The sequence below is a fragment of the Desulfarculus baarsii DSM 2075 genome, from assembly GCF_000143965.1.
Lineage (GTDB): Bacteria > Desulfobacterota > Desulfarculia > Desulfarculales > Desulfarculaceae > Desulfarculus > Desulfarculus baarsii.
Map to the genome: position 1 here is coordinate 2,327,381 of NC_014365.1, position 12,485 is coordinate 2,339,865.

Genomic DNA, 12,485 nt, shown 5'->3' on the forward strand with positions numbered 1-12,485 from the left:
CTAACAGGCCCCGGGCGCCTTCGCGCCGACCCATTTGCGCGGTTCGTTCAGCAGCGGCTCCATGCCACGCAGGCCTGCGTCGACGCCGGCCTTGACGGCCAGGGCGCAGGCCAGGGCCCGGCGGGCCGCCGCGCCGTCGACCAAGGGCGGCGTGCGCTTGATCACCGAATCGACAAAAGAGCGGATTTCCTGGTCCAACGGATCACAAGGGCCGAACTCCAAAAGCCGCGAGTCAACCTCCGGGTCGTGCCCGGCCACGTAGTTGACGCCACGGACCACCAGCAACTGCCGCTCCTTGAAGTCAAGGGCCATGTACGATTCCGGCTGGAATATGCGCATCTTGCGCTCGTCTTTGAGGGCCAGGCGACTGGCGGTGACGTTGGCCACGCAGCCGCCGGGGAACTCCAGGCGGGCATTGACCAGGTCGGCGTGGGGGCCCAACACCGGCACGCCCTTGGCGCGGATCTCACATGGCTCCTCGCCCACCAGGGCCAGGATGATGTCCAGGTCGTGAATCATCAGGTCAAGGGCCACGTCGACGTCCATGGCCCGGGCCTTGAACGGGGCGATGCGGTTGCACTCGATGAACATGGGCTTGGTCATCAGCCCGAAGGCCTGGGCCGCGGCCGGATTGAAGCGCTCCAGGTGACCCACCTGCAGGATGCGCCCGCCGGCGGCGGCCAACTCCACCAGGTGGTCGGCCTGGGCCAGGGTCGTGGTCACCGGTTTTTCGCACAAAACATCCTTGCCGGCAGTCAACAGCCGCGCGGCGATATCATAATGGTAGACCGTGGGGGTGACCACGCAGGCGGCGTCGATCTGGTCGATGACCTCATCCAGCGCGGCGCAGGCCAGGCAACCGTGCTCGGCGGCCTGGGCCTGGGCCCGGTCCAGATCCACATCCACCACGGCCACCAGTTCGGCCTGATCCATGGCCGCGATTTTTTGGGCGTGAAAACGCCCCAGATAACCAACGCCGATCACCGCCAGGCGCACTTTTTTCATTTTTTGTCGTCTCCCTCGGTCCAGGCCATTACGCAGATTCCCTTTTCATCGGCCAAGCTCAGCATCGGCTCGCGGTCGAAGACCAGGGTCTTGCCGGACTCCACCACCAAGCACGAGCAGCCGCTTTCGGCCATGACCTCCACCGTCCGCCGACCAACCGAGGGCAGATCAAATCGCAGGTCTTGGGTCGGTTTGCAACGTTTGACCACCACGGCCTTTTCGCCGGCCAGCTTACCGCCGCGGGCGATGCAGGCGTCGGTTCCTTCGATGGCCTCCACCGCCACCACGGCCTTGCCCCGGACAACCACGCACTGGCCGATGTCCAGCCGGCCCAGTTGTTCGGCCACCGTCCAGCCCACCCGGGCGTCGTCGAGCTCATCGACGCTGGGCCCGCGCCGTGAATGCAAGGCCCCATCGGCCAGCAGCTCCGGCAGCAACTCGTGGCTGGCCATGATCGTCACGCCTTGATCGGCCATGTATTGGGCCACCGTGCGCAGGATGCCGTCATCGGCCATGTGGCGCAGGTGGCGCAGCAGAAACAATGCCCGCAGATCGGGCCGCACGTCGGAAAAGATGCGCGTCTTGGTGACGCCGCCGCACATCACGGCCCGTGTCACGCCGGCCTTGCGAAAGGCCTTGAGCAGCTTGCCCAGTTGCCCCAGATGAATCCAGGTGATCTCGTCGACCTCGGCGGCCAGTTCGGGGACGGTCTCGCCCAAATGGGCCACGGCCACCACCCGCAGGCCCTTGGCCCTGGCCGCCTTGGCGAATAAAATGGGAAACTGGTTCGATCCGGCGATCAGGCCGATGGCTTGGCGGGACATGGTCAGCGCGACACGCCCCTCTTCGAGCTTTCGATGAATTCGAGCATCCGACGCACCTCGGCGGTCTGCGGCACCTCGGCCCGCACCTGGGCCAGGGCGTCGGCCAAGGGCGTGCGCGTGCGAAAAATGATGCGATAGGCCTGCTTGAGCGTCTCGATGGCCTCGTCGGCAAAGCCGGCGCGTTTCAGGCCGATGACGTTGAGGCCGTGGGAGATGGCCCGGTTGCCCTCGCAGAGGGTGTAGGGCGGCAGATCCTTGCTGACCCCGCTGGCCCCGCCCACGAAACAGAACGTGCCGATGCGCGTGAATTGATGGACGGCCACCAGGCCGCCGATGTTGCAGCGGTCTTCCAGGGTGACGTGGCCGCCCAGGGTGGCGCAGTTGGCCATGACCACGTTGTCGCCGATCTGACAGTCGTGGGCCACGTGGGCGTAGGCCATCAGCAGGCAGTTATTTCCGATGCGCGTGACGCCGCCGCCCTCGCCGGTGCCGCGATTGACGGTGACGAACTCGCGGAAAAGGCAGTTGTCGCCGGTTTCCAGGGTGGTGGGCTCGCCGTGATATTTCAGGTCTTGCGGGTCACCGCCCAAGGCGGCGAACGGCGCGACCATGCAGCCGGCGCCCAGCCGCGTCAGCCGGTCCACCGAAGCGTGGTGCTGGATTTTCGAGCCATCGCCGATCTCGACGTGGGGGCCGATGAAGGCGTAAGCCCCCACCTCGACGCCTTGACCCAATTTGGCGCTCGGATCGACAATGGCGGTGGGATGTATGGTCATGGTTGTGTCTTTCGTTATGCCTCTGGGCCCTTGGTCAGGCCTTTTTTGTCGGATATCTGCACCGCCGCCGAAAGCTCGGCCTGGGCCGCCAACTTGCCGTCCACATAGGCCTTGCCGGCCATCTTCCAGGCGCGGCTGGACAGGTGCGTGGAGTTGACCTCGATGAGCAATTGGTCGCCGGGCACCACCGGCCGGCGGAACTTGACGTTGTCCAGGCTCATGAAATAGATGATGATGTCGGAGCCGGCGGGCACCTCGTGATAGACCATGATCCCGCCGGCCTGGCCCATGGCCTCGACGATCAAAACGCCGGGCATCACCGGCAGCCCCGGAAAATGGCCTTGGAAAAACGGCTCGTTATACGTAACGTTCTTGATGGCCACGATGCGCTTGCGCGGCTCCAGCTCCAACACCCTGTCGATAAGCAAAAACGGATAGCGATGGGGCAGCAGCTCGATGATTCTCTGGATATCCATGCATGGTTCGGGCATGATTCAGCTCCCAACGCCGTCTTTTGCCTGTAGGGCGTTCAAGCGTTTTTCCAGTTTTTTGACCCGATCGAACAGGTCCGCCAGCCGACGGCCGACGGCGACGTTGCGCAGCCACATGCGGTGGGGGATGGCCGGAATGCCCGCGACGATTTCGCCGGGCTTGAGATCGCCGTGCACGCCTGATTTGGCGGCAATCTTGACGTCGTCGCCGATGGTCAAGTGGCCGGCCACGCCGGTCTGGCCGCCCATGATCACGTTTTTGCCCACCGTGGTCGAACCGCTGACGCCAACCTGGGCCACCAGCAAGGTGTTTTCGCCGATGACGCAGTTGTGGGCCACATGAACCATGTTGTCGGTCTTGACGCCGCGCTGGATCCAGGTGCGACCCAGGGCGGCCCGGTCGATGGTGTTGCCCGCGCCGATCTCCACGTCGTCGTCGATCTGCACCACGCCCACCTGGGGAATCTTGAAATGCCCGTCGGCGGTGGGCACGAAACCATAGCCGTCCGCCCCGATGACCGTGCCCGAATGGATGATGCAACGGTTGCCGACCAGGCAGCCATGCCCGATGGTCACGTTGGGGTGGATCACCGTGTCGTCGCCCACGCGCGCGCCCTCGCCCACGTAGACGCCGGGGTGGATCACCGACCGATCGCCGATGCGGGCGTTTTCGCCCACATAGGCCAGGGCGTGGACGCTCACATCCAGGCCCAGTTGGGCCGACGGGGCCACTTCGGCCCGAGGGTGCACGCCCATGGGCTGATAGGGTTTTTGGGTGGCCACGGTCAAGATCTTGGCGAAGGCCAAGTAGGGATCGTCGACGCGGATCACCGCCAGGCCCGGCGGGACGTCTTGATCGGGCCTGACCAACACCACGCCGGCCCGGCAGCCGGCCAGGGCCGGCGCGTACTTCGGGTTGGCCAGAAAGGTCAGCTCATCGTGGCCGGCCTCCTGGATGCCGTTTATCCCCGAAACGACCCGGTCGGCGGGGCCATCCAGGCTCCCGCCGACCAATTCGGCCAATTGGGCCAGGCTAAGCTCCAATTGCGCAACTCTCTGTTTGGTTATTTATACTTGGCGTCGTAGGCCGAGATCACCTCCTGGGTGATGTCGCGGCTGGCCGGCACGTAAACCACGCCCGAACGCTTGTCCATCATCAAGTCGTAGTTTTCCTTGACGCCGATGGCCTGCACCAGTTCGAGCATCTTGCGCTGCAGGGGCTCGACCAGGCGCCGTTCGGCGGCGGAAAGCTCCTGGCGCACATCGTCGCGCAGGTCGTTGAACTGCTTCATCTTCTTTTTGAGTTCATACTCTTTCTGAATCTTGACGTCGCTCTTCATCATGTCTTGGGCGTCAAGCAGATAGCTGCGCAACTTGTTGATCTCGTCGCCCAACTCTTTCATTTCGTTCTGACGTTTTTCGGCCTGCCGCTTGAGTTCGGCCTGGGCCCGCTTGCCTTCCTTGCATTCGGTCATGGCCTGCATCATGTCGACCACAACGATCTTGCCCTCGGCCTTGGCCACCGCGGGAACCGCGGCCACGCCCATGATCATGAGCAGCCCCAGGCCGACCGCGGTGATTTTTCTGCTGACGAAAGTCATTGCAAAACTCTCCTGATTCCCGATCCATTTAGGTATTAGAACATGCTGCCGATGGTGAATTCCCAGTTGGCCGTGTCCTCGTCGGGTTGCGGATCGAGGACATAACCATACTCCAGGCGCAACGGCCCCAAGGGCGAAAGCCAGCGCACGCCCGCGCCGATGCTGCGGCGCATGTCGCCCACGTCATAGCCGTCGTCCTTGGTCCAGACGTTGCCGGTGTCGAAGAAAACCACGCCGGTGAGGCCGGCCTTGGGCACCAACGGGAAGCGATACTCCAGGTTGAACAGCAGCATGCGCTCGCCACCGATGCGCTCGCCCTGCACGTCGCGGGGGCTGACCGACATGTACTCGAAGCCGCGCAGGGTGTTGATGCCGCCCAGGTAGAATTTCTCGTACATGGGCAGATCGCCGCCCGATTGCTGCTCGACCCAGCCGATGCGGCCATGGGCCACGAAGACGGTCTCCCAGAACAGGGGGAAGTACCAACCCGAATCGCCGATGGCCTTGATAAAGGCGTTGGTGCCGCCCAGGGGACCGCCGGCGTATTCCACGCTGACGCTGTTATCGGAGCCCTCGGTGGCGTTGAAGGTCTGGTCGCGGGTGTCGCGCCGCACCAGGCCGCGCACCGAACTGGTGGTGTGCCAACCCTCCTGATCCTTGACGTAGGCCGAAGCCGAACTGGAAATGTCGGTGATGTTGGCCTCTTCATACTTGTAGTAGGTGTAGACGCGCGTGGCGTAGATCGGCGTGGGGAAGCCGAAGCGCAGCTGGCCGCCGATGGCCTCCTTGTCGTAATCGATATACTCGCGCTCCCAGTCGTAGAGGTCGAAGCCGGCGCTGATGGGCCGGTCGAAGAGCCACGGCTCGGTGAAGCTGAGGGTGTAGCGGGTGGACTTGCCGCCGATCTGCCCCGACAACTCCAGGCGTTGGCCGCGGCCGAAAAGGTTGTTTTCGGCGATGGAGCCCATGACCATGAAGCTGTCCTGGGTGGAGTAGCCGGCGCCCACCGAGATCTGGCCGGTGCGCTTTTCCTTGACCTTGATGTTGAGGTTCATCTGCTCCTGGCTGGAGCCCTTGGTGGTCGAAACCTGAACGTCCTCGAAGAAGTTGAGCCGACGCAGGCGAATGTTGGCGTTTTTGATGGTGTCGCCGGAGAACAGATCGCCCTCGGCCGAATCCAGCTCGCGACGGATGACGTAGTCGCGGGTGCGGTCGTTGCCGGTGATGACGATGTTCTCGAAAAACACCTTGACGCCCTTGACGATGGTGAAATCGATATCTACGGTGTTTTTCTTAAGGTCTTCCTTGATTTGAGGCCGGACTTCAACGTAGGCGAAGCCCTTGTTGGAGTAGGCGCCGCTGATGCGCATGAGGTCTTCGCGCAGGTTGTTGCGGTTGTACCACTCGCCGGTCTTGGTTTTCATGCCCTCCTGAAGCTGATCCTTGCTGAAGAGCAGGTCGCCCGAGAAATTCAGGGCGCCGACCTTGAAGCGCGGACCCTCGACGATTTTGATGGTGATGATCAGGCCCTTTTCGCCGCGACTGATCTGGGGCGCGCCGACCTGGGCCATCATATAGCCGTTATTGTAGTAAAAATCGCTGATGTGCTGGGTGTCCTGTTCGAGCTTGTTTTTTTCCAGCACGTCGGCGTCGGTCAGCCACGTGAACCAGCCCGAACCCTGGGTGCTCATCTGGTCTTGCAACTCGTCGGCGTCGAAGTTGTTGTTGCCTTCGAACTTGATCTCGCTGATCAGGACTTTTTCGCCCTCGGTGATGTCGAACTTGACGGCCTTGTCGCCGCTGGGCAGGTCGCTGACCTGGTAGGTGACCTTGGCGTCGTAGTAGCCCTTGTTGTGGTACATGTCGAGGATCTTGCGCTCGGCGTCCTTGATGGCGTCTGGCTTGTAGACGCTGAAGGTCTTGACGCCGATGTCGTCCTGGATGTCCTGGGCGTCGATGGCCTTGGCCCCAGCCACGGTGACTTCTTTGATCGTCGGCTTTTCCTTGACCGAGACCACCACCACCTTGCCGCGTTCGCTGTCACGGGTCTTGACGCGCACATCGTCGAAGTAGCCCAGCTTCCAGACATCCTTGATGTCGTCGTTGAGCCGGATGGTCGAGAACGGCCCGCCGGCCTTGGTCTTCATCGCCGCCCGGATGGCCTCGGCCTCGATGCGTTTGTTGCCCTCGACCTCCACCTCGGCCACCTGCTCGCGGCCAGAGGCCAGCACGGCCACTTCACGGGCCAGCTTGGCGGTCATGTCATCCAGCGAATCAAGGCCCACGCCCTCGCCGAAGACCGTCTGCGGACGACGAATGCCCAGCACGTCGAGCACCTTGACGTCAACCGACACCCGCGAGCCGATCTTGGTCAGCGAGCCGTAGACGGCGTACTCCGCGCCCAAGCGGTCGGCGATCTTGCGGGCCAGGGCCAAGTCCAGCGGTTGATTCATGGAACGCAGGGTCTGGTTGACTTCATCGGCGGCGATGACGCTCACGCCCTCCTTCGTCAACCGATCACGCAGGGATTTCTGCAAATCCATGCTGAGGTAATTGATCGAATCGCCGCTGAAGATCTGGAACGGAAAAACCGCCACCCTGCCCTGCTCGGCCGCCGCCGCGGCCAGGGGTTGGGCGATCAGCGCCAGCAGCAGCAACAACAACCAGCAGGTTTTCCTAACCGCGCCGCCAAACATCCTGTCACGCTCCACGCCGCTAGTCCACCGGATGGGCCAGGCCGTCGGCCAACCTGATCCGCCGGTCCATGACCGCGGCAAGCCTTTCATTGTGGGTAGCCACCAGGGTCGTCAGACCCCGCTGGTCATTCAATCCTTGCAACAGGTCGAAAACAAGTCGGCCGGTGCGCTCGTCCAGGTTGCCCGTGGGCTCGTCGGCCAACAGAACCCGGGGTTGACGCACCAGGGCGCGGGCGATGGCCACCCGCTGTTGCTCGCCGCCGGACAACTCGGCCAGACGATGCTGGCGGCGATGGCCCATCCCCACGGCCTCCAAAAGATCCTCGGCCGCTTCCTGGGCCTTGGCCTTTGGCGTCCTGGCGATGAGGGCGGGCATCATGACGTTCTCGAGCGCCGAAAACTCGGGCAAAAGGTGATGAAACTGAAACACGAAGCCTATATGTTCGTTCCTGAACGCGGCCAGGGCCGGTTCGTCCATCTTGAACAGATCGCGCCCGGCCACCAGCAACTGCCCCGACGTGGGGCGATCCAAGGCCCCGGTGATGTGCAACAGCGTGGACTTGCCCACGCCCGAGGCCCCCAGCACGGCCACCATCTGGCCGGCATGCACGCTGAGGTCGAGCCCCTTGAGCACCTCGACCTTCTGCCCGGCCAGGACATAGCTCTTGCAAAGCTTCCTTATATGAATTAATGCCTGGCCTTCTGTCAAGTGTTCTGGGCCTCCTAGCCCCTCGCCATGGCCTCGCGGCGCGTTCCGGCTCATTCGTACCTCAAGGCCTCCACCGGGTCCAGCGCGCCGGCCTGGGCCGCGGGATAGATCGTGGCCAACAGGCTGATAATCATCGCGCTGACGGCCACGATGGCCACGGTCAGCGGGTCCACCTCCACCGGCAACGTGCCCAAGGCGTAAATCTCCTTGGGCAGCTCGATGAACTGATAGCGCGCCAACACGGCGCACAACACCAGCCCCCCGGCCACGCCGATGAGCGTGCCGGCCACGCCGATGGTCAGGCCCACCATTGTAAAGATGCGCCGCACGGCCTTGCGCGAGGCGCCCATGGCCTTGAGCACGCCGATGTCGGCGGTCTTGTCCATCACCAGCATTATAAGCGAACTGACGATGCCAAAGGCGGCAACCAGCACGATCAGGGTCAAAATTATGAACATCACCACCCGTTCCAGCTTGAGCGCCGCGAACAGGGTGTGGTTCATGCGGATCCAATCGCGGGTGTAATACTCGAAACCAAGGGCCTCGGTCAACCGCGCGGCCACCTCGGGCGCCTTGTAAATATCGCGGATATTGACCTCCAGCCCGCTGACCGCGCCTCCCAGCCCGAAAAACTCGCGCCCCGCCGCCAGCGAGACATAGCAAACGCTCGAATCGTATTGATACATGCCCGACTCGAACACGCCCACCACCCGGAACGGCTCGCTACGCGGCAGGCGGCCCACCGGCGTGTCGTCGCCTAGCGGGTTGACCACGCTGACCACCGAGCCCATGTGCAGGCCCATCGAACGGGCCATGGCCGCGCCGACGATGATCCCCGGCGGCGTGCGGCCATCATCCAGGGCCGAGAGGCTGCCGCTGATCATGATCTCCTGGAGGTCGAGCACCTTGGCGGCGCTGGCCACGTCGATGCCCCGCAGCAGCGCTCCGCCGGCGTCGCCGGGCGCCAAGAGCATCACCTGGCCATAGACAAAGGGCGCCACGGCCGTGACGTCCGGGTCTTGGCGCACCTTGGCCATGACCGCCTCGGGGTCGTCGATGCTGCCCGAAAGGCCGTGGACCAGCACGTGGGAGCTCTGGCCCAGAATCTTCTTTTGCCACTCGCGCTGGAAGCCGCCCATCACCGAAAGCACCACGATCAACGCGCACACGCCCAGGGCCACCCCGGCCATGGAGAGCATGGTGATAACGGAAATGAAGGCCTGCTTGCGCCGCGAGCGCAGATAACGCAGGGCGACGAAGGATTCGAAACCCATCAACCCTGCTCGGGCCTCAACAGAGGGAACAAGATCACTTCCCGGATGCTTGGCTGGTCGGTCAAGAGCATCACCAGCCGGTCGATGCCCACGCCCTCGCCGGCCGTGGGCGGCATGCCGTACTCCAGGGCCCGCACGTAATCGGCGTCCATGAACTGGGCCTCGTCGTCGCCGGCCTCGCGCTCGGCAACCTGGGCGAAAAAGCGCTCGCGCTGGTCGTCGGGGTCGTTGAGTTCGCTGAAACCGTTGCCCATCTCGCGGCCGGCGATGAAAAATTCGAAGCGATCGACGATGTCCGGGTCGAGGTCGTTGGTGCGGCTAAGCGGCGAGATGTCGCGCGGATAGCCGGTGATGAAAGTCGGCTGCCACAGATGGGGCTCGACGGTCACGTCGAAAATCTTGGCCAGGGCCTTGCCGATGTTGTCACCGGTCTTGTGCTGGCCACCCAGATGGGCCGACATGTTCATGGCCTTTTCGATGTCGAAAAGCACCTCGGGCGGGGCCTTGCCGATCTCCAGCAGGCTGCTGCGAAAGTCCAGGTTCTCCCACGGCGGGGTCAGGTCGATCTGACGGCCCTGGTAATCGAACTTCAGCGAGCCGTGCACGGCCATGGCGCAGGCCCCCAGCATCTGCTCGGTGATGGACATGAGGTCTTCGTAGGAGGCGTAGCTCATGTAAAATTCGAGCATGGTGAACTCGGGGTTGTGGCGGATGCTGATGCCTTCGTTACGGAAATTGCGGTTGAGCTCGAAAACGCGCTCCAGCCCGCCGACCACCAGCCGCTTGAGGTAGAGCTCCGGGGCCACCCGCAGATAGAGCTTCATGCCCAGGGCGTTGTGGTAGGTCTCGAAGGGCCGGGCCGTGGCCCCGCCGGGGATGACCTGCATCATCGGCGTTTCCACCTCCATGAAGCCCAGCTCGGTGAGATGGCCGCGGATGGTGTTGACGATCTTGGAGCGGGCGGTGAAAATGCCGCGCACCTCGTCGTTCATGATCAAATCGAGGTAACGCTGGCGATAACGCTGCTCCACGTCGGTCAGGCCGTGGAACTTCTCGGGCAGCGAGCGATAGCTCTTGGTCACCAGACGCAGCATCTCCACGCGCAGCGTCAGCTCGCGGGTCTTGGTGCGGAAAAGCGCGCCCTTGACCCCGATGATGTCGCCCACGTCAAGCTTGCGGAAAAGCTCGAACTCCTCGGGCGAAAGAGAGTCTTTCTGCACATGGAGTTGGATCTGGCCGCTGCGGTCGCGCAGCTTGACAAAGGCGGCCTTGCCAAACGAGCGGATGGCCATGATCCGCCCGGCGATCATGAATTTAACGTCTTCCAGAGACTCCAGCCGGGCCGCGTCCAGATGGTCGTATTGGGCGCGCAGTTTGCCGACGGTGTCGCGGGGGCGAAAGGTGTTGGGAAACAGCGGATAGCCCATCTGTTGAATATCTTCGGCTTTTTTGCGGCGCTGGCGCATCAGGACGTTTTCGTCGAGGATGGCCTCCGGGGCGCTGGCCGCCACGGGCTTGTTCTTTTGTTCGGTGTTTGCCAATTTCCCACGACTCCCCAAAAACCGCCACCGCTGGAACAATACCTTTTGGGGCGGGTTTTCCCACAAACTAGGCTAATTTATCTACGGCAGCCCCACTCTTTTGTCAAGGCCGCTTGCAAGGGCGATTATCCGGTTATAAATTAGCCTTGACACCATAAAGGGCGGCGGCCATAATTGCCATCTTGATTATCCCGGTCGCCGTGGTCGTTGGTTTCGCCAAAAGCGGCCGGGCTAGTTTTGTGTTGTTTGGGCGAAATTACATCGCCGGGGCCAAGGCCCGGCTTACTCATCTTAAGGAGCCAAGAGATGCTGTGCACCACCACCCGCGAGGGGAATGAATGCGCCTTCATGAGCAAAAACGGTTGCACCTTTAGCGGCGGCACCTGCAACCCCGCCATCGAGGCTTGCCTGGGTTGCGAGCGCTTGGTGACGGCCGGCGACATGCAATACTGCTCCAGCTACCCCGACCCGGCCGCCAAATGGCGCTACGGCGTGTGTAACTTCGCCACCCATGTCAAGGGCACGTCCAAGGAAGAGGCCAAGATCAACCCCCTCAAGGCCAGCCGCCGCGCCCACCGTCGCTAGTTTCGGCGCGTCCGCGACAAAAAAACCGGCTCCTCGCGGGGCCGGTTTTTCGCGTTTGCCCCGGCCGCCGATCGCGGCCAAAGCGCATTTTTGCCGCAAAGCCCGTCAAGCGGCCTTATTGGCCAGATGCTCCACCAGGTGACGTCCCAGGGCCGGGCCGTCGGCCACGCCCAACTCCTCGGGCGTCAGGCCCATGGCCAGGCCCAGCATCTGGGGATAGAGCGCCGCCGCCGCCACCAGCGCCTCGCCGCCGCCGGCGGCCGCCCGATAGGCCCCCGAGGCCTGCATGAACGAATATGGGCACGACACGCAAAAGACATCGGCCCCGGCCCGATGGGCCTCGTTCAGGCGCTGGCCGATCATGCGGTCGGCCAGGGCGTCGTTGCGGCCGCGTAGCGGCGCGCCGCAGCAACTGACCTTGCCGGCCCACTCCACCACCTCGGCCCCGGTCAAGGCCACCAGTTCATCGCTGAGCGTGGGGTGCCACGGATCGTCGAAGCCGGTCATCTGGCTGGGCCGCAGGGCGTGGCAGCCGTGCAGCACAGCCGCCTTCAGGCCGATGAACGGCCGCGTAATCCGTTGAGCCAGGGCCTCGGCGCCCACGTCGCGGCTCAGGGCCGTCAGCAAATGCTTGACCACCACCTTGCCCGAATAACGCAGGCCCTCCTTGGCCAGCTCGTCGTTGATCCGCGCCAGCAGCGCCGGGTCTTCTTTCATATAATAAGCCGCGGTCTTGAAGCTGCCCAGGCAGCACTTGCACTGGGTCATCACATCCAGGCCCCGGGCCTCGGCGATGGCCATGTTGCGCGCCGCCGAAAGGATATAGGAGTCGAAGTAGAGGTTGCGCATGGGGTAGCCGCAGCAGTTGAACTCCAGATCGACCAGACCCAGGCCCACGGCCGCGCAGACCGCCCGGGTGGATTTTTCGTATGCCGGCACGTGGTGGGGCGTCTTGCAGCCCACGAAAAAAGCGTAGTTCATCG

The 12,485-nt window shown here is 63.3% G+C and carries 12 protein-coding genes; 1 reads left to right on the top strand and 11 read right to left on the bottom strand.

What is annotated here, in order from left to right:
• The 10 genes from DEBA_RS10490 to lysS are packed head-to-tail and all read right to left on the bottom strand — an operon-like array spanning window position 1 to window position 10,917.
• Complete coding sequence (locus DEBA_RS10490) at window positions 1-1,005, bottom strand: Gfo/Idh/MocA family protein (protein ID WP_013258909.1); 1,005 nt, start codon at window positions 1,003-1,005, stop codon at window positions 1-3.
• A complete protein-coding gene (locus DEBA_RS10495; protein ID WP_013258910.1) occupies window positions 1,002-1,829 on the bottom strand; it encodes an LpxI family protein in 828 nt (275 codons plus the stop codon). Before DEBA_RS10495 ends, DEBA_RS10490 begins: the two co-directional genes overlap by 4 nt.
• A gap of 2 nt (window positions 1,830-1,831) precedes the next feature.
• The gene (gene lpxA / locus DEBA_RS10500) at window positions 1,832-2,605 is read right to left on the bottom strand and encodes an acyl-ACP--UDP-N-acetylglucosamine O-acyltransferase (RefSeq protein WP_013258911.1); all 774 of its coding nucleotides are present in this window, start codon (window positions 2,603-2,605) and stop codon (window positions 1,832-1,834) included.
• A gap of 14 nt (window positions 2,606-2,619) precedes the next feature.
• A complete protein-coding gene (fabZ, locus tag DEBA_RS10505; RefSeq protein ID WP_013258912.1) occupies window positions 2,620-3,096 on the bottom strand; it encodes a 3-hydroxyacyl-ACP dehydratase FabZ in 477 nt (158 codons plus the stop codon).
• Window positions 3,097-3,099: 3 nt separating this feature from the next.
• The gene (gene lpxD / locus DEBA_RS10510; protein ID WP_013258913.1) at window positions 3,100-4,140 is read right to left on the bottom strand and encodes a UDP-3-O-(3-hydroxymyristoyl)glucosamine N-acyltransferase; all 1,041 of its coding nucleotides are present in this window, start codon (window positions 4,138-4,140) and stop codon (window positions 3,100-3,102) included.
• Between the two features lie 20 nt (window positions 4,141-4,160).
• Entirely contained in the window at window positions 4,161-4,697 is a 537-nt protein-coding gene (locus DEBA_RS10515) for an OmpH family outer membrane protein (RefSeq protein WP_013258914.1), read from the bottom strand.
• A 35-nt stretch (window positions 4,698-4,732) separates the two neighbouring features.
• Window positions 4,733-7,408 carry an outer membrane protein assembly factor BamA gene (bamA, locus tag DEBA_RS10520; protein ID WP_187288541.1) on the bottom strand — a complete coding sequence of 892 codons (2,676 nt, stop codon included), beginning with the start codon at window positions 7,406-7,408 and terminating at the stop codon, window positions 4,733-4,735.
• A gap of 4 nt (window positions 7,409-7,412) precedes the next feature.
• Entirely contained in the window at window positions 7,413-8,102 is a 690-nt protein-coding gene (locus DEBA_RS10525; protein WP_013258916.1) for an ABC transporter ATP-binding protein, read from the bottom strand.
• 50 nt (window positions 8,103-8,152) lie between these two features.
• Window positions 8,153-9,376, bottom strand: a complete 1,224-nt coding sequence (locus DEBA_RS10530) for a lipoprotein-releasing ABC transporter permease subunit (RefSeq protein WP_013258917.1) — start codon at window positions 9,374-9,376, stop codon at window positions 8,153-8,155.
• On the bottom strand, window positions 9,376-10,917 hold the full coding sequence (lysS, locus tag DEBA_RS10535; protein WP_013258918.1) for a lysine--tRNA ligase: 1,542 nt from the start codon (window positions 10,915-10,917) through the stop codon (window positions 9,376-9,378). The genes DEBA_RS10530 and lysS overlap by 1 nt, the downstream gene beginning before the upstream one ends.
• A 306-nt stretch (window positions 10,918-11,223) precedes the next feature.
• On the opposite strand from lysS, the gene DEBA_RS10540 reads away from it, so the two are divergent.
• Window positions 11,224-11,502 carry a PxxKW family cysteine-rich protein gene (locus DEBA_RS10540; protein ID WP_013258919.1) on the top strand — a complete coding sequence of 93 codons (279 nt, stop codon included), beginning with the start codon at window positions 11,224-11,226 and terminating at the stop codon, window positions 11,500-11,502.
• A 105-nt stretch (window positions 11,503-11,607) separates the two neighbouring features.
• On the opposite strand, the gene DEBA_RS10545 is transcribed toward DEBA_RS10540, so the two are convergent.
• Window positions 11,608-12,483, bottom strand: coding sequence for a CoB--CoM heterodisulfide reductase iron-sulfur subunit B family protein (locus tag DEBA_RS10545; protein ID WP_013258920.1), 876 nt, complete (start codon window positions 12,481-12,483; stop codon window positions 11,608-11,610).
• Window positions 12,484-12,485 lie beyond the last annotated feature (2 nt).